The sequence below is a fragment of the Acinetobacter sp. MYb191 genome (assembly GCF_037572605.1).
GTDB classification, from domain to species: Bacteria; Pseudomonadota; Gammaproteobacteria; order Pseudomonadales; family Moraxellaceae; genus Acinetobacter; species Acinetobacter johnsonii.
The window spans coordinates 41,413-60,370 of the sequence record NZ_JBBGZP010000020.1 but is presented as its reverse complement, the minus strand read 5'-3'; the positions used below and the strand labels follow the sequence as shown (position 1 = coordinate 60,370).

Below are 18,958 nucleotides of genomic sequence, written 5' to 3'. Positions count from 1 at the left end.
TTATTTAGATAAATCTATTTCCTTTATTCATGTTCTTTACGAAGATTCAAAGAAAGCTCATCCCAACGTTGTATCGCTGCGTCCATCGCTTGCATTTTGACATGACCAAAACCACGTACATCTGCTGGTAATTGTGCGATTTGTTCAGCAACTGATAAGTCATAACTTTCAGGTGCAGCACTAATGGCTTTAACAAATGCGATATAACGATCACGCCAAGCATGTTCTTTTTGACGTTCTTGCTGTAAAGCAAATGGATCAAGGAGTGTTTCTCTAAGCCACTGTAGTCTAGCAAGAATCATCATCGGAATACGCATCCAATATCCGAAAGCACGTTTGCGTATGGTGCCATGAGCACCCAAAGCTGGCGGTGCTAAGTGATAGGTTAATCGTAAACCTTGACCAAACTGGGTTTCAATCGATTGTTTAAAACTTTTCCCTGTAAGTAAGCGTGCAACTTCATATTCATCTTTATACGCCATGACTCTATATAACTGTGTCGCAATGGTTCCAGCTAATTCTTCAGGCAGCACTTTAACAGCTTGTTCAACAAGCGTTTGATACTTAGTTGCATAATCTTGATTCCAATACTCGACCAGACGAGCAGAACGATCATCCACTAATTCAGCCAATGTGGTTGGTTTATTCGTTGTTGGTATCGTTGCAATAATGCGTTTGGCTAAGTCAAGATCACTCATCAGATGACAACCGATACGGAAAGCTTCAAGGTTTTTTTCAGTAGCCGTACCATTCAAATGAATTGCCTTTTCAATACTTTCACGTTTCAACGGAATTTGACCTGCTTGCCAAGCCATACCAAGTAAGATTTGATTTGCAAAGATTGCATCACCTAAAACCTGTGTGGCAATACGTGTTACAGGTAAAGATGTGAGTTTTCCTTGAGTCGTTCGACCACGAAGTCGATTGATTAAATCCGTAATTGGCGCATACCAATCACGAGACTCAAGAAAATCAGAAGTAGGGGAACCATCTTCATTGACGATGATAACAGCATCAGCTTTTAAGCGAGAAAGTGCTGCATTACTGCCTGCAACAATCGCATCTGCACCGATTAAAAGATCACATTGTCCTGCAGGGATTTTGGTTGCGGAGATTTGCTCATCCTCTATAGCGAGTTGTATGTAGGAATAAACCGTACCACCTTTTTGAGCAAGTCCAGCCATATCCATGATACGTGCAGCTTTACCCTCCAGATGAGCAGCCATTCCCAATAAAGCGCCTGCTGTCACCACACCTGTACCGCCAACACCACCAACCATGATCCGAATGGGTTGTTGATCTAGTTCTGGAAGGATTGGTTTTTCTGGCCAGCCAGCTTCGATACCTTTGAATATTTCTGGGCGTTTCATGTCGCGGGTATGTACTGTGACAAAACTTGGACAGAAACCTTCGACACAAGAGAAGTCTTTGTTACAACTGCTTTGATTAATTTGACGTTTGGTTCCTAATACCGTTTCAACAGGTTCGATCGACAAACAGTTCGATTGTTTAGAACAGTCACCGCAACCTTCACAAATCTCACTATTGATAAAAACTCGCTCTGCAATATCTGGATAAGCATTGCGTTTACGACGACGACGTTTTTCACTGGCACAGGTTTGAACATAAATTAACGCCGTAACGCCAGAAATCTCACGTAATTTGCGTTGCACATCATCCAGTTCATTTCTGTGGTAAATCTCGACGTGAGACGCAATACCTTCTTCGGCATGAATCAGCTCAGGTTCATCCGTGACAATGACTTGTTTTGTGATGCCCTCAGCATCCAATTGTCGTGTTAACTGTGCCACGCTCAGATGACCATCGACATGCTGTCCACCCGTCATTGCCACTGCATCGTTATAGAGAATTTTGTAGGTCATATTGAGTTTTGCAGCGATCGCTTGACGTATGGCAAGATAACCTGAATGAAAATAGGTTCCATCACCTAGATTGGCAAAAATATGCTTTTCATTGGTGAAATGTGAAGCGCCAGCCCAACTCACGCCTTCACCACCCATTTGCGTGAACGTTTCTGTGCCATGATTCTGTAACACGGCAATAAAATGACAACCGATTCCACCTAATGCTCGACTACCTTCGGGTAGTGCTGTTGATGAATTGTGAGGGCATCCACTACAAAAGAAAGGTTTACGTTCTGCAATATCTAAAACACGCCGTGATTCGTGCTCTGCTTTTTGCAACAGCTCAAGTCTATTTTGAATTTGCGTTTTTAAACTTTCTGGAAGATCTAATTTTAAGAATCGAGCGGCCAACATTTTTGCAATCGGTTCAGGTTGGAATTCATAGTGACCAATCAAAGGCGCTTCATCAATAGATGTACTCCATTCACCTTTTCCATCACTCGCTTTACCAATGATACGAGGTCGTTTGCCATCTGGAAGCGCATAGAGTTCATCTTTAATCTGTGCTTCAAGAATAGGGCGTTTTTCCTCTACAACAATCAGTTCTTCTAAACCTTCGGCAAATTCACGTAGACCTTGCGGTTCTAAGGGCCAAATTAAAGCAACTTGATACACTCTCAATCCGAGCTGTTGAGCCGTTTCACCTTCAATTCCGAGAATACGTAATGCTTCAATCGTATCTAAATAACCTTTACCACTTGCAGCAATACCAATACGCGCATCAGCACAATGCCATGTGACCTGATTCAGTTCATTTTCACGTGCATAGGCCAACACAGCGGGTAAGCGATATTGATAAAGGCGTTCTTCTTGTTGAATGCCGTGATCAGGCCAACGTATATTGACACCATCTTCAGGCATTTGAATATTTTGGGGTAAAACAGGAGTAACTCGGTCTAAATCCACATGAACAGAAGCCGAAGTTTCGACGATTTCACTGACTAACTTCATCGAAGTCCATACACCCGCAAAGCGTGACATGGCAACCGCATGTGCACCTAAATCAAGAATTTGTTGTATTGAAGTTGGGTAAAAAATTGGAATGCCACAACCGATCATGACATGTTCTGACTGATGCGGAATACTTGAAGATTTACATGAATGATCATCACCAAAGAAGGCAACTACGCCACCTCGTTCTGCTGTTCCAGCGAGGTTGGCATGACGAAGAACATCTCCAGAACGATCTACCCCTGGGCCTTTTCCATACCACCATGCGGTCACACCATCATATTTACCTTGACCTGCGAGATTGGCTTGTTGGGTACCCCAAATTGCTGTAGCAGCGAGATCTTCATTTACGCCAGATTGAAAAACAACATGATGGTCTTTGAGTATGCCTTCAACTTGCCAGAGAAAATTATCATAATTTCCTACAGGAGAACCACGATAACCAGAAATAAAGCCAGCAGTATGATAACCGTTTAAAGTATCCCGCCGTGTTTGTGCGAGTGGTAAACGCACCATAGCCTGAATACCTGTCATGTAAGCAGTACCGTCATCACTGAGATATTTATCTTCAAGTGATACATCCTTGGTTGGAATCTTATTTGGAGTAAATTTTGTCGCTATATTCATTTATATCTCCTTTTGAATTTTGTAGATCGAGCTACTTTCTTTTCTCAACATCCCGTTGAATATTTGGAGTAAATGACATACTCGGAAAAAGATTGATCAGTTCAACTTAGGACAATGAAACTGTTCAATGTATGTACATTAATGTCATTGTGGGTGATCCAGACTGGTGCAACAATGCGTAATTTAGAAAAACATATTTACGTTATGCGCAAAAATCTTGAGGGTGGATTACTGCATGCAATGCATGCTTTTCTAAAAGTCATTGATAGTGGAAGCTTTACCGCCGCCGCAGAGCAGATGGAACTAACAACAGCGCAAGTATCTCGACTGATTAGCGAGTTAGAAGGGCGTTTAGGTACAAAATTACTACAACGATCTACCAGACAGCATGCATTGACCGATATTGGTGCAGCTTATGCAGAGCAATGTCGTCAAGTACTCGCAATGGTGGAAGAGGCTGAAGCTCAAGCCATGGGAATGGCAAGCAAACCGCAGGGCAAGTTACGTGTTTTGAGTATGGCCAGTTTTGGTCATCATTATGTGTCTCCGATGCTGGCCGAGTTCTGTCAAACCTATCCCGAGCTTACGGTTGAGTACCGTACTTCCCAGAATGTGCCAGACCTTTTAGCTAAAGGAATTGATGTCAGTTTATATCTCACCGAATCTTTGGCTGACTCCAGATTTGTTGCTCGCAGAATTGGAACAATATTTTCATTACTTTGCGCATCACCAGCTTATTTAGAAAAATATGGCGAACCCAAATCACTAGATGATCTACAAAAACATGCATGTTTAAGATTAGTGAACCCATCTATTACACCGCAATGGCATCTAGTCAGTGAAGATAGTTGTTCGTATCAAATCGATATTACAGGCCAATTGATTGCAGATACACCAGAGCTATTACTGGACATGGTGCAACAAGACATGGGCATTGCATTGCTTCCAACCTTTGCAGTGATTGAGGCTATACGCACTGGGCGATTGCGCCGTGTCTTAACAGACTGGAGATCACCTGATATTGGTGTTTATACTTTACTGCCATCGCGTCATTTTATTGATGCTAAGACAAGAGCATGGTTAACGTGGGTTGAACAGCATATTTCGCCTAAAATTCAGAGTGATACAGACTATTTTCTATAATTCTAAATTCGTGATTCAAATCTTTAAGCAAAACATTAAATATAAAGTAGATTTACCACAAACTACAGTCCATAGATAAGATGCCAATAAAGATTGATAAACAGAGACATTACAAAACTGTCAGCTATGACAGATCAAAGGGCACTTTAACCAAGGCTGATTATGTGTACATGCGTGATCTACTGGAGACTGTGCTAGAACAACTGCAAAATTCAGAATTAGACAACGATAAAGAAATAGATCAGCTCAAACAGTTTTTTATAAAGTTAGATCATCACATCGATAGGCTGCGCGCGTAGATTTCGGCATAACGTATATTATGTTCATTAGCGTACTCGGCATCGTGAATATAATTTTACTAGGATTCACGATGTCGAGCTGTAGCACCAACTGAGGTTGCGTAGGCTACAGTCTTGGATATGCTATTTAACATAATATACATTATACGAACCATAAGTTATTTATAAGAAACCACAATTGATTATGTAGCTTCTTATAAATAACTTAGATCACATCAAATTCAATTCGACGATTTTTCTTACGGCCATCTGCAGTTGTATTATCAGCAACAGGTTTGTTCGAGCCCAATCCTTCAACACTTAAACGTTCTGCAGAAATACTTTTATTGATCAAGTAGTTTTTAACAGCTACAGCACGCTCTTTACTTAAAGCAAGATTCTTTGCAGCGTCACCTGAACTGTCTGTGTGTCCAATAATTTTAACCTTTTTCCCACCAACCTTATTTAGAGCCACGGCCATTTCATCTAAGATCTGAGTCCCACTCGCAGCCAAAACCGCACTGCCAGATTCAAATTCTATAATTCTTTTTTTAAGTGCTTCATCTATAATTTGCTGTTCAGCCTGATTGACAGAAAGCTGTGCATTTAAGCGATATGGTGGCGTTACTAGACTTTGGAATAAGTTTGTTGTTGGCTGAATTTCATTTGAACTCGATATTTTTCCATTAAGTTCCATTTGCGTACCACGTACAGAAAGTTTACCTTGGTGAACTTTTTTTAACTCTGGAACCACCATATTCGCAACAGATTCACTCCAACCATTCGGAGCGCTAACTGCTTTAACCTTTACTTTATCAATCACTTGGTCAGCACCATAAACACTGTACATCTTATTCAAAATGATTTGCTTACTGGCCTCATTTGGAACAACACCTTCAACAATAATCGGTTCAGCCCAGACATTCACGCTCAAAACCAACGTTAAAGTCAGCAGCCATTTATTCGACTTAAATCTATGATTTATTTTCATATTTTACTAATCTATAAAAGTTTTTTTAAAAAATTTCACAGCTTGTATTAAGCTCAATTGCCGCTCACACAAAGCTTGCTCCAGCGTTGCCAAACCGGCATTTTGCTCTAAATATGCATCAATCCAATTGGCTTGAACCAATGAAACCCAGTGATCTGAATCTATCTTTTGCGTGAAAATTTCACTTAAGGTCATAATATCTGCCCCTTGAAAGCCAAAAAGAAGTACTGGTTTTTCGCTATGTAAAATCCCTATCAGAAGCTCAGCATTTTGATTTTGAATAAAAAAACTGATTAGATTGACCCAAAAAGCTGCAATTTCATAGCAGTAGCTAGAGTTATTAATAGGTAAAATCAACACTTTAGTTAAGCGACTAGTACCATGTTGAATGACGGGCTGTAACAATAATCCGAGTCCAATCATGCTTTGTGCAAGCTCATAACTGCTCATTCTTAGTAATTGAGCAAATGAATGTATCGTATGGTGTTCATAAAATGCCGAAACTTCGCTGTTATTAAAAACTTGTATCTCATTATTTAATTTAGATAATTTATCAAGCACGATATTGGGGTCACGTATCGAGCGTACCACACGATTCTTTTGGAATAAATCGATTAAAGTTTGCTTATAGCGATATGGCGCATAAATAAGATTATCAAAACTATTTTCAACCTCTAATAAGTGGCTCAAAACCATTGGAAATTGACGACCAGAACTGTCATGACTGGCTATCAAATTTGCCACAAGAAAATTATTTTCTTGTGGATTGGCAATAAAAAAGTCTAATGAAGGTAGCTTTTCATACGCTTGACTAAATCCCTCTGATTGCATGGCATGTTCTAATGCTTCAGTAATCCACTGATCAATCAGTTGAATTAAGGCATACTGGCCGCGTGTTTTTAAGAAATCACCACGTGCAGGACATTTTCCATAATATAAAGCTAAGGTACGCAGTTCATCCATCGCAATACTCCCTACAACCTAGCCACTTTCGAGAAATCATAAACGAGACTCCTGTATACCCGGTGTTGGAGCTTTAGGACTTGCAACTGTTGCTGAAGGTGTGGTTTGCGCTGCCACCACACGTACGGATTTATTGGTGGCAATTTGATCGACCAGTTGCATGCCATTGTAACTGCGCTGCCCGCCTACCCCACCATTGGCGTCCCCGCTGATTAAACGGAAGTTGACTTTTACTACAAGCTCTGGATTTTGCTGATTTCTCCAAATCATTTCATAGCTTCCGCCACGTTGCGTTCGCTCAGCACCGTCAATTAAACGATTAATGCCATATTCACCGGGCGCCTCAAAAATCGTATGCGTTTTCCCATCTAAATCAATGGCTGTAATACGTGCGCCTGGAATTGCTCCAGCATTTGGCCATACAAAATTCACCCATTGTTGAATGCCATTTTCATAAAGCATTCTTTGTCCATCAATATCAATGGTATAAGATAAAAACTTAGGATTTTCAATTGGGTAAAATTGAAAATTGGATTGCGCCGTAGCAGCAGGTGCAGACGAAGCTTGATTTAACGCTCCTGTTGCCATGCCATTACTTGGCGCAACATAGCTTTGAAAATTCATTACAAATTGTGGATTTAAACTAATCCCTAAATCTTTCCATGTCTTAGAAGTCAAGGTATAACCACGACGAATAACCAGTGGATCAAGATACTCTTTGACATAACGCGCAATACTGCCATTTTCGCCAAGAATCTGGCTAATTTCATTGCTGGTTGCTTGCAGTGTCGCTGAAGAGTTAAAAGGATATTTTTTACTCAGGTTCGTATTGAAAGGTTGGTAGACTTGCATAACCCATAGCTTATTCATCTCATCTTGTGCTGGGAGAATTAAACTTTCAAATGATTGTGTCAGTGGCGACATCAACAGTTTTTGGAGCAGTTTCTGATCAACCTCAGACAGGCCAACTGACATTTTTTCATCTACCAACTTCTGCGTTGTATTAAAGACAGAATTTTGCTCATTAATGGTCGACTTAACCAAACTCATCGCAGATGGCCCAATATCACCTGAGCTTTTCAAGTCATTGAATTTACTTCGAACTTGAGCTAAAGATTGCATGTATTCATCAAGCAAAGACTTATTTTGTTGATCATCACGTTTACGCACCAACTGATAAAACATTTGGAATTCTTTAGAAATCGGGCCTTGCGCTTGATTCATGACTTTGGCATCAAGCTGAGTTTCATCTCGTCTTAATACTTTGCGTTTAAACCAAGCCACAAAACCTGTTTGCGGTGCTGCCAGCTCTGCCATTACGACTGGATTGTCCCAACTGGTTTCTTTCGCAACGCGATCAAAAACACTTCGAATGGGTGAGTTTTCAGGCTCGCCTAAAACTTGAACGAAACCCGCCTGTTGTCCATAATCCTTAGCTTTGGCATAATGTATCGCACCTAAGAATTTCCGCCACTCCGCAATATATTCTTTTTTATAGAGTTCTGTGAGTTGTTTACGGATTTGATCTGGACTACCACTAAATGATAAGTCATCCGACTGTGTGCTGTTGAGTACCCAGTCTTTGGTATCTGTAGGACGTTTTGCAACTTCATCGATGGCTTGCTCAACATATTCTGACCATGCAGCATGTGTAAACATACCTGGTAAGGCATAACTCCCTAAGATTGCATTTTGATTGGCATCGCCAAGCATTTGTTTTATGGTTAATGCTGGATAACGGACAGCCGCACGCATTTTTAATTCATTATAAACACGGTCTCGTGCAGGCATTCCACGAACAACAGACAAGAGAACTTGACGTGTTTGATCCACCACTAAGCTGTCTGAGCTGAGTACAGGAAATTTAGGATCACTAGCTAAAGTCATGCTATACGACAAAATTTGCTCTGCCTTTTGGATCATTTCTCCGCGCGGCATTTGCCCACGATTATTATCCAACCATGAACGCCAGAAACGTGTGACTTGATCACTTAAATGGCTTGCATCCATATATTGAGTATTGCCCATCATTAAATAGGCTTTTAAAGCATTGTATGCATCTTGTGGATTTGCATCATTAGGCTCTAAATATTGCTGTGTTTTTGCAACAGGTGTCAGCTCTACATTTGCGTGGTTTGTACGCAATTTTTCTTCATTGCTTTTCACCCGCTGTAGATATTGGGCAATATTTTGTTGTGTTGGAATCAAGATGATTTGCTCAATACCTTTTAAATATTCTGTTTTTAGCTTCTCCCGCAGCTCATCTCCCTGATATAGACCAAAACCCAGCTTTAAAGGACGATCTTCTTCAAATTGGTCCAACTGCTGCATACGTTCCTGTAAAATCAAGAGTGCACTCAGTTGTGTAGACAACTCTTGACCCGATTGCTTTTCAAGTAAAACGACTTTGTCTAAATCGGCTTGTACGTCTGCAATCAATTGTTGATTATTCCGATAAGACCACACCCATAGACTTAAAATGATGGCTACACCAAATAAAGCGGCAACAAAGGCAATATAACGCTGACGCTTTCGACTAGGGTTAATATGCTGTTTAACGAGGTTCTTGTCTTTCAGAATAATGTCTGAAAATAAACCTTTTAAAAAATAGCCATGGTTTTGCGAAACTGAGCGCGTTGGAATGCCATTTTCATTGTCTAAACCTTTTTGCAATAAATAGTCTTGAGCAATTTGCTCGGTCATTGGACTTTCAATAATGCCTTCTTGAAGTGCGCTGGTGAAATAAAAGCCACGGAAAACAGGTTTAAATTGATAAGGGTTATCTTCAAACAGCGTGCCAATAAATGTCTTTAATGCAGGCTTTAAGCTTTTAAACTCTAAAGGAAATGTCATGACACTTGGAGAAATATTCTGCGAGTGTCGGCGGCTGAGATGTGTAGTACTAACGCCTTTTAAACCGTCATATAAAATGGAATAGTGTTTTTCAAACAGTTCAACAGCATTATTGGCCCCATCGGTTGTATAAGGCAGTGTCGCCCCCCAAACCTGATCAAACTCGCCGACTTCATAGCATTCAAAAAACTCTGTAAAACCTGCAATCAGATCCATTTTAGAGAAGACCAAATAAACCGGAGAGAAAACCTCTAAGCGCTCAGTGAGATCTTGAATCCGTGCACGTAAATTCTTTGCCAGTTTGATCGACTTTTCTGGACTGTTACTGACTAACTCAGCAATACTGACAATCACAATCAAGCCATTGATTGGTGCTTTTGAGCGGTTTTTTTTCAAAATATTTAAAAAACCTAACCATTCAAAATGATCTTCTGCATAAACGGAATAACGACCTGCAGTATCTAATAACACGCCTTCTGTTGAAAAAAACCAGTCGCAATGACGCGTTCCGCTTAATCCAGCAGAAACTGATTTTTGATGGGTTTCTTCAAAAGGAAATTTTAAACCTGAGTTATAAATGGCCGAACTTTTACCCGCAGCAGGATTACCAATTACCATATACCATGGCAACTCGTAGAGTGCAGCATTGCCCTTTTTATCTCCCAGTTTTGATTTTCGAATCAACTGAATAGATTCTTTCATTTGTTGCTGAATCAAATGAAGTTCATCTTTGTTTTTTTGTTTGCCATATTCCGCATGCGTGTCATTCGCAATGGCATCGGCAAGTGCTTCACCTTGTGCTGCATGTCGACGACGTACAATGAGTAAATAAATCCCCCACAGCATCAACCCGAATACATAACAAATCATTAAAGGCCAAAAGATTTTGGCTGGAATGACGTTATACATGGCCATTAGTGCGACAAAACCCGATATAGCCATAATGGCTTTAGGGTTGCTCACATACTGCCAAACATAACCTAAGACGTTATAAAATAAAGAATTCACAATGCTCTCTTATTCTTTTTTAATTTAAATGGTTGGTTCTACAGGGATATTACTGTCTTCGTACGCATGTAGAAAACAATGTGTAGACAATTGATCAGTGCTATAAATCATCGACATCAGCTCATCAGGCAAATGCATACTCAACATAAATCCAAAAACTTTGGCCAAATGCTGCGTATGTCCAAAGCTTTGTTTGGTATGAATGAAGTGATGCGATTCAATCCCACTTCGATCGAAAATTTGGTTAAGTTTTTTCATGGTTTGAATGTCTGTAATATCATCGAGCATCAGTACAAAAGGTTGAATATCCTTAAATTGTTCTAATTGCTTCATCGCTGGGGATGCAAACTGATTGGCAAGATTGGCCTCGTTTAGCGCAATCTTGAGTTGTTTTAAGGGTTTGATATCAAGTAATGGTAAAGAAGATGATGCTAAGCACCAACTAGAGGCATATTCAGCAGGCAAGTAATGGTCGGTTAACCATGTTTTTTCATCGAGCAGTTCTTGGTCAATTTCAGAGTCTACATTCAGGATGAACGTAATTTCCTCTGACTGCTGAGAAATTTGCTCCAATAACAGCATCCAATCTTTATAGGCTGTTTCTTGACTGAAATAATGGTGCTCAAGATGAATTTGCTGCGTAATCACGCCTAATGAACTTAAATAATCCTGTACGACGCCACTGCTTTGTTCTTCATTCCAAGCATGTAACATCGATTCAGGCAGCAGAATATGTATATTGATACGGTTTAATTTAGCAACCTGCTGCACATCAGGTTGTTCCTCTGGTTCATTGCTATCAGATTCACTCGTAGGATCAATCCATGCCGGATGCATACGATATTCATAGGCCAATTCACTGTCATAAAATAAAGCCGATTGCTTTAAATGCTGTGAGATTTGCCACAATGTTTCTGCATGTTGCTCTAGTTGATGCTCGATCAGGGCTTGGATTCGCATATGGCGTGGATGATCAACGACTTCATCATCGTCCTGATTTGTAATGAGATGGTCTAGTGCATGTATGCGATAAGACAGCATCGGTAAGCCATAGGCATTTTGTAATTGCGTATCGAGCTCTGGGCTTTTAAATTTTTTAATCTCATCAAGAATCTCGTCATTTTCCCCAAAGGCACTATATGCAGATGAGGAATAAATATTCAGGTTTAACCACTGAATTTCAACAGGTTCAGCCTGTTGGTTCTCATCATCTAGATCTTGTTCTACTTGCGCTTGTTTTTGCTGCTCTTTGCGCTTTTGGTGAGCTTTAATGCCATGATAAATAAATACTGGAGACCATAAAATTACGCACAGAATCAGTGGAAATAGAAGTAAATAATTAAGCAGGTCTGCCCCAGTTGGGTCATACTGAATGTCACGCCAGTAAAAAATGACGATTCCTGCCACAAGCAACAATAAGCTGCTCAAAGTACCAATAAAGAGCTTAAGCATGCCCCATCCCCATCCCCATCCCTATCAATGTATAACAGGTTTCGTGATTGTGTTCGGTCTGCATCGGCATTAAAAAAGCGCCTTGTGATAAACCAATGGTCATCGTTGAACTCAGCTGAATCGGTTGAATATCGTCTTTCCTCAGGATGATTCTTAAATCCACCCCAAGCGTTGGACTGAGCCAGCTCGCGAGTAATCGTTTGAGTTTTATACTCTCAGCTTGATCGGGTAAAAATTTTAAATATTCGTCGTATGGGACGGGGCCAACTTCTATTTCAATTTTTCCATCTATTTGACGGATATTTTCTCCACAAAAGGTATTGATGCCCAATTGATTATTGCCCCCCAGTGTGCTTCTTTGTTCAGGGGACAAATGAAAGACCTCTTCAACAAATTCTTTAATCTTAAAAGGTTGCTTAAACACGCAACTCAGCATGGTTTTTAGCGCATGTGCTGTATTATTTTGCCCCTGCATTAGTCCTGCGAATTCAGCAAAATAATCATCTAAATCCTGTTGCTCATGCTGCGAACTCACATACCCATTCAGTGCATGCAAAATATCGAGGTAATGGTTTTCTTGCTCAATCTCATAGCGAATCGGTAAATGATAAGCTAAAGATGCATCCACATATTGCGCCGTGAGCTTGTGATTAAATAAACCTAAAAAATGAAGTGTTTCATTCCGTTGTATACGCGCACTTTGTTTAATTTTATTGGTATAGCTGTACGGTAAGGTGCCCTGAATCCCAGTTAAACCAATCATTAAATTGGTTAAGTGAATTTTTTCTTCGTCAAGGGTCAAACTTTCAATTTCTGCATTCGGAAAATTGAGATTCAGTGAACTATGAAACTTAAATTGCTTTGCCCAATCCCCTTCTTTTTGAGCATGGGGAGCTTCCGCATGACGTAATAATCGCGTCGCCTGAATAAATTCAAAAGCGTTTGGTTGTTCAACCAATACATCAACTATAGAAGTGTCTTGCCACCAACGTTCTGCACGCATTGGTATAACTCCTGTTGAGATTGAGCATCTGAAATAACAACATCGACAAAACTGTTCATCTGGACTTTTAGATTAAAGACATGCGACAACAACTGACTAAAAATATACAGGCTATGTCCTCGAAACACTTTTGAATCTATCCCTAGATTCACTTTCAGCCCTCGTATAAAAAGTGGGAATGGTTTTGCATCCACCATCTTTTGCTTTAATTCAAAATTAACCGACTGAATCGCATTAATAATAAGGTGGTTTTCTTTAAGCTGAGGCAGATTGTAGAGTTCAAGTAGTTCTTGAATATGGCTTAGAGCATCTCCCTTAGTGAGAGATAAAGTATTTAATGATAAATGCGAAATGATCCGCCATTGCTCTTTTTTATTTTGTTCAAAGTAATAGGGTTTATTCGGTCTTTTTAAAACCACAGCTCGCCGTGCTAGACTACTATCATTCAAATTTAATATATTGTTGGCTTGGCTCAATGCCTCATGGGGTAAATCACGATTGGAGCATAATAATTGCGTACTGATAAAATCAGATTTGGTTGTTTCAGGTGATAAATGTTTTGAAATAATACTATAACCTGTTTCAACATATTTATTTTGTAGCTGTGCCGAATTCAAACTATAAAAAAACTGAGTCTCATCCTTTTGATAATGACTCATCGCAAAAAATGGATAAATGTCAAAAGTAGTTTGATCTTTATTCGACTTTTCACGAATCATTTGCATTTTAGTAATCGAATAAGTTTGATAAAACTCAGGATGATGAGCATCTGTAATTAAAGGATATTCGAGTTGTTGATGATTAATTTTTTGGGGTTCCGCCTGTTTTTTAAATAAATTGATAACTGGTACTACATATAATTTAAAGTTTGCGATATTCAACTCAGAATAATTTCGAATATTGACCTGATCATTTAAATTCAGTTTAAGATGAATCAAAATTTCAAACTGATTTTGCTCTTTTTCTAAATATTTTAACAAACCTAAGTTCATATTGAGAAAGTTAAATTTTTCAGAAAAACAGAAATATTCCATCAACAGCCGGTATGCATGATGTGTATGTTGATCCAAGGGCAACAGACTTTCACTTTCAGCAAAACCCATGATACTAAACGGATTTGGGATGTCGATGACGCGATGACCAAACTTTAATGAAAAGCCTGTGCTGGACTGGAACACAGCATCCAAAACTTGTAGTGGAAAATTGGATATCGCATCCAAATAAATAGGCAAATTTTCTTTTTCTAAAATTCGATGTGCCTGATTAAAAATATTAAATCCTAAGCTAAGCGTTGCATTTTGATTTAAATGCATATGCGCACTAGGATTCGTTTTAAAATTGAGATGACTCAGTTCAATGGGTAATAACTTTAGTTCTTGTGTGGTGCTAAATTCACACTGTACACCTTTAAAACTTCTTGATTTTATTGCAGTATTTTTAGGGATGAGATGGGCTTCAGTTAATTGTTTACACTTATTTAAATCTTCAAAGCTGACCACAGTACATGCAGGAAAAGGTTTGAGATATTGAGGAAACATCACCTCAAACAAAGACCGAGTAAAAATGTCGTAACTGTCAGCCAGTTTTTTATCAATTCTTGCTGCAATTAAAGAAAAGGACTGAATTAAGCGTTCAATATGTGGATCATCTACTTGCTCTTGGTTTAAGGATAAACGCTGAGCGATTTTTGGATATTTTTGCGAAAACTCACGGGACTGCTGCCCAAATTCTTGTAATTGTTTTTCGTAGTACGGTAATAATTCTTCAATCACAAATCAGCCCCATTAAGCTCTTGCAGAAATAACATATTGTTGTGTTGTCGGTTTGAGCAAAGCATCAAAAATCACGGGTTCATATAAAGGATGAATATTTAAATAGGCTTGAATACTTAAACACAACGCCCCCATATTCTGTCCATCGAGCAACATTTCGACTTTGATTTGTTTCAGTCTCGGCTCATGTGCAGTAATAGACGCAGCAATCGATTGGCAAATTTTATCGCGATCGGTCGGATTCGCAGTCGATAACCCAACAAAATCAATGATTCCAAATTGAACAATGGACTTTTTTACCAGTGGAAAAGCATCAATTGAATCATTAAAATTGGCCATACGACTGTTCAACAAATCTTCTAAGTCGGTCGCGACGGATTCACGTAGCTCCTGAAGAGACATCCCCAATCGGTCCTGTTCAGTGGTCGGTAGTAATCGGTCAAATAGCGTTTTTCTAAACCCATAGGGATAAAGCTGATCTAGATTCATGTTGATTAAAATCATCTCGCATAAATAAAGGCTAACGTTGGTTAGCCTTTATTTTTTCAGTTATTTTTATGCAGCGTATGATGCAGTATTGTTTGATAGAGACCATTTTTTGGTCACAGCACCTTTTTGTGTGCCATTAATATCTTGCTGATTATATGTCCATTCCACAGCAGCATATTTCAAACCAAACCCTTCAAGCGGAACACCTTCTTCACTTACTGTTGGTGTAACACTTGAAACCAAAACATGCTTCAATTTAATTTGTAGATACTTAATACGTTTATCACCATTTGCGCGATAAAAATCAATTTGTACTTCATCAAAGGTATAACCCGCTGAACATGCTTCCCAAAGTTTTGGACTGGTTGCATCCAAATCTTTAACAAACAGCATATCAGAATGTTCAACACGTTCCGCCGTATGGCCACCAACACTTGATGATGTTGCAGACTTTGGCTGACGAATATTGTGTGACCAAGAGTTCACCTCTAACCAGCCTTGGTGCTCTGTATCACGCGACTCGCCATCGACCTTATATTTACCTCTGAACTGTACGTATATGTCTTTCATTTGTAATCTTTTCCTATTCTAAAGTTATTATGTGTTGGCACTCAAATTAGTTTGAGGACTGAGGTAACTCAGTAACAAGTCGCAGTGATACTGACAACTCATCCAACTGGAAATGTGGTCTTAAGAAAACCACAGATTTGTAGTGCCCCGGTTGTGCTGGGTTCTCTACAACTTTGACAGATGCTTCACGCAGCGGATATTGCGCTTTCGCCTCTTGTGAAGCCCCGTCATCAAGCAAAATATATTGAGCTAACCACTCATTTAAAAATGTTTCAATGTTTCCCGCCGAAGCAAAGCTTCCGACTTTATCTCGCATCATGGCTTTTAAATAATGTGCAATACGTGAAACGGCCATAATGTACTGAATTTGGCTAGATAAAGCAGAGTTTGCATTGGCAGAATCGCTATTATACTTTTTAGGTTTCTGCGTCGATTGCGCACCAAAAAATGCTGCATAATCCGTGTTTTTACAGTGTACTAAAGGAATAAAGCCAAGATCACTGAGCTCTTTTTCACGACGATCAGTGATGGCAATTTCAGTCGGACATTTAAAGACCACTTCACCATCACTGGTTTTAAAGGTATGAACAGGTAAACCTTCAACCAAACCACCACCTTCAACCCCACGAATGGCAGCACACCAACCATGCATATCAAAAGCATTGGTCAAACGCGTGCCAAAAGCATAGGCTGCATTCATCCATAAATATTCATCATGATTTTGCCCAGAGACTTCTTCCACAAAATTAAAGCCTTCAGTCGCTGTACCTTCCTTAGGGTGATAAGGCAGACGCCCCAATACACGTGGCATTGTTAATGCAACATAGCGCGCATCATCACTTTCTCGGAAAGAACGCCATTGGACATATTCAGCGGTTTCAAAAATTTTGGATACCTCACGCGGACGATCAATATCCGTAAATGATTCCAATCCGAGGATGTTGGCATCTGCTGCAGAAATAAAAGGTGCATGTGCAGCTGCCGCAACATGTGAAATTTGTTCCAGCAAATACATGTCTGAAGGTGTACGATCAAACTCAAAATCGCCAATTAATGTGGCATATGGTGCACCACCAAATGACCCATATTCTTCTTCATAGATCTTTTTAAACAATGTACTTTGATCAAAGTCCGTTGCGCCTTGAAAATCCTTGATTAATTCTTTCTTCGTCGTATTTAACATACGAATCTTAATCAATGGATTAGATGGCGTTTCCTGGCAAAAGTAATATAAACCGCGCCATGTCGATTCAATTTTTTGAAACTGTTCATCATGGATAATTTTACTGAGCTGCGTTGAAATGAGTGCATCAATTTCAGCAATACGCTTATCAATCGATAAAGTCATATTTTCTGAAACAGTAATCGTCCCCGCCATCACTTCTTTAGCAAGTTCACCAATTAGACTTTTCGCTCGATCATGCTCTTCTTCATTTCGAGCAATTCGACTACGTTCAACAATTGAATCTAATAGCGTAAATTCTTCAGCGGTATCTTGAGCAACTGCAGCGGATTGAGCATTATTCATTTTCAGCCTCCACACTCATTTTACGCACTTGATCTGTATTTTGTAGAACTTGATCAAGTAGATCTTCTAAGCGCTCATTATTTGAAATTTTGTTGCGCAAATCAGTCAAGCGTTCACGAGCTTCCACCAATTTTTTCAAAGGATCCACTTGCTGAACTACATTTTCAGGACGAAAATCTTCCATCGACTTAAACGTTAAATCAACAGACATACGTCCACCATCTTCAGTCAATGTATTTTCAACTTGATAGGCTGCACGTGGCGCTAAAGACTCCATAACTTCATCAATGTTTTCTAAATCAACATTAATAAACTTTTTGTCTTTGAGCTTGGTTTTTTCTACTTCAGATGCAGCAGAGAAATCACCTAAAACACCAACAACAAATGGTAATTCCTTGATTTCTTTAGCATCACCAACTTCAACATCATAAGTCAGTTGTACCCGAGGTGGTCGAATACGCTGTAACTTTTTTTGGACGCTTTCACGTTTAGCCATATGAAAATCCTGTTTTTATTATTTCAAAAATGAAAGTTTTTAAAGTGAATTGAAGGGATTTGTATTCGGTTTGCTCGCCACTTCAGTTGATTGTGCTTTCTCAACTTTTTTGGGTTTTGCCACCTGTACCGTTGTTTTCTTTGTGGTTTGTTTGGTTGAACTTGCGATTTTACGCGTGGATTTCTTAGGGGCTTTAATCACCACGGCCTTTGCATCACTCGTATCTGGTGCAGGCAATGAGTTACGAACGAGATTAGACAGCTCTTTGGCAGGTGGATAGGTTAAGTCTGCAGATAAATAGCGCATTTCTTCTTGACGCATATGGTTTAACGCTGTGTTTGCAATCGAAACACCAGCTAAAAACCGAGTATCTGTTAATGATGTATGATTAATATTTCGCGCATTTAACTCTTCAACCAGTTGAAGTGCTTTATAGCTTTTCCCGAGTTCTTGATATCGACTTGCAGCTTGAACCAATAATTTATTTTTTAGCTCATCATTTTTTTTATTTTTACTATCGCAAATCTGTGCATATAAACTTAGTAAATCGTGATCAGTTTCACCATTTACCAATGGGTAATCTTTAATACACTTATTCTTTAAACTAATACCCTCTTCTACCGCTGCAAAAGTAAATGGTGTCACCGTTAATAAAACGAATGTAGGTAAAATTAAATAATATTTTTTCAAAACTTGCCTCAAATCTTTATGAATAAAAAATTAAAATTATTATCAGTAACTTCGATTTAAAATATACACACCCTAGGTAAATATTTCTGGTTATATAATGCGCTTGGATTTAACAAAAATATGGCACCAAAAGTCAAGGAAAGAAATGTTAATAAAAAGTAACTGTGTTTGCTTTTTGTAATATATCTTCTTTTTTATCTAAATTTCATTTGTGTATTA

13 protein-coding genes are annotated in these 18,958 nt (G+C 39.2%); 1 reads left to right on the top strand and 12 read right to left on the bottom strand.

What is annotated here, in order from left to right:
* Positions 1 to 23 precede the first annotated feature (23 nt).
* A complete protein-coding gene (locus WH214_RS13605; protein ID WP_339422762.1) occupies positions 24 to 3,503 on the bottom strand; it encodes an indolepyruvate ferredoxin oxidoreductase family protein in 3,480 nt (1,159 codons plus the stop codon).
* A gap of 204 nt (positions 3,504 to 3,707) precedes the next feature.
* On the opposite strand from WH214_RS13605, the gene WH214_RS13600 reads away from it, so the two are divergent.
* A complete protein-coding gene (locus WH214_RS13600) occupies positions 3,708 to 4,646 on the top strand; it encodes a LysR family transcriptional regulator (protein ID WP_339422997.1) in 939 nt (312 codons plus the stop codon).
* A gap of 504 nt (positions 4,647 to 5,150) precedes the next feature.
* Here the strand turns inward: WH214_RS13600 and WH214_RS13590 are convergent.
* From WH214_RS13590 to WH214_RS13540, 11 genes are all read right to left on the bottom strand, one after another.
* Complete coding sequence (locus WH214_RS13590; protein WP_339422761.1) at positions 5,151 to 5,915, bottom strand: OmpA family protein; 765 nt, start codon at positions 5,913 to 5,915, stop codon at positions 5,151 to 5,153.
* 6 nt (positions 5,916 to 5,921) lie between these two features.
* Positions 5,922 to 6,878 carry a type VI secretion system-associated protein TagF gene (tagF, locus tag WH214_RS13585; protein ID WP_339422760.1) on the bottom strand — a complete coding sequence of 319 codons (957 nt, stop codon included), beginning with the start codon at positions 6,876 to 6,878 and terminating at the stop codon, positions 5,922 to 5,924.
* A gap of 36 nt (positions 6,879 to 6,914) precedes the next feature.
* The gene (gene tssM, locus WH214_RS13580) at positions 6,915 to 10,673 is read right to left on the bottom strand and encodes a type VI secretion system membrane subunit TssM (RefSeq protein WP_339993583.1); all 3,759 of its coding nucleotides are present in this window, start codon (positions 10,671 to 10,673) and stop codon (positions 6,915 to 6,917) included.
* A gap of 90 nt (positions 10,674 to 10,763) precedes the next feature.
* Positions 10,764 to 12,191 (bottom strand): hypothetical protein, encoded by a 1,428-nt coding sequence (locus WH214_RS13575; RefSeq protein WP_339422759.1) that lies wholly within the window; start codon positions 12,189 to 12,191, stop codon positions 10,764 to 10,766.
* Entirely contained in the window at positions 12,184 to 13,194 is a 1,011-nt protein-coding gene (gene tssG, locus WH214_RS13570) for a type VI secretion system baseplate subunit TssG (RefSeq protein WP_339422758.1), read from the bottom strand. The genes WH214_RS13575 and tssG overlap by 8 nt, the downstream gene beginning before the upstream one ends.
* Positions 13,158 to 14,966, bottom strand: coding sequence for a type VI secretion system baseplate subunit TssF (tssF, locus tag WH214_RS13565; RefSeq protein ID WP_339422757.1), 1,809 nt, complete (start codon positions 14,964 to 14,966; stop codon positions 13,158 to 13,160). Before tssF ends, tssG begins: the two co-directional genes overlap by 37 nt.
* A gap of 12 nt (positions 14,967 to 14,978) precedes the next feature.
* Positions 14,979 to 15,455, bottom strand: coding sequence for a type VI secretion system baseplate subunit TssE (tssE, locus tag WH214_RS13560; RefSeq protein ID WP_010326723.1), 477 nt, complete (start codon positions 15,453 to 15,455; stop codon positions 14,979 to 14,981).
* Positions 15,456 to 15,521: 66 nt separating this feature from the next.
* Positions 15,522 to 16,025 (bottom strand): Hcp family type VI secretion system effector, encoded by a 504-nt coding sequence (locus tag WH214_RS13555; RefSeq protein WP_004693082.1) that lies wholly within the window; start codon positions 16,023 to 16,025, stop codon positions 15,522 to 15,524.
* 46 nt (positions 16,026 to 16,071) lie between these two features.
* The gene (gene tssC / locus WH214_RS13550; RefSeq protein ID WP_339422756.1) at positions 16,072 to 17,553 is read right to left on the bottom strand and encodes a type VI secretion system contractile sheath large subunit; all 1,482 of its coding nucleotides are present in this window, start codon (positions 17,551 to 17,553) and stop codon (positions 16,072 to 16,074) included.
* Complete coding sequence (tssB, locus tag WH214_RS13545; RefSeq protein WP_339422755.1) at positions 17,546 to 18,049, bottom strand: type VI secretion system contractile sheath small subunit; 504 nt, start codon at positions 18,047 to 18,049, stop codon at positions 17,546 to 17,548. Before tssB ends, tssC begins: the two co-directional genes overlap by 8 nt.
* Before the next feature lie 39 nt (positions 18,050 to 18,088).
* Positions 18,089 to 18,739: a hypothetical protein gene (locus WH214_RS13540; RefSeq protein WP_339422754.1), complete on the bottom strand. Its 651-nt coding sequence runs from the start codon at positions 18,737 to 18,739 to the stop codon at positions 18,089 to 18,091.
* Positions 18,740 to 18,958 lie beyond the last annotated feature (219 nt).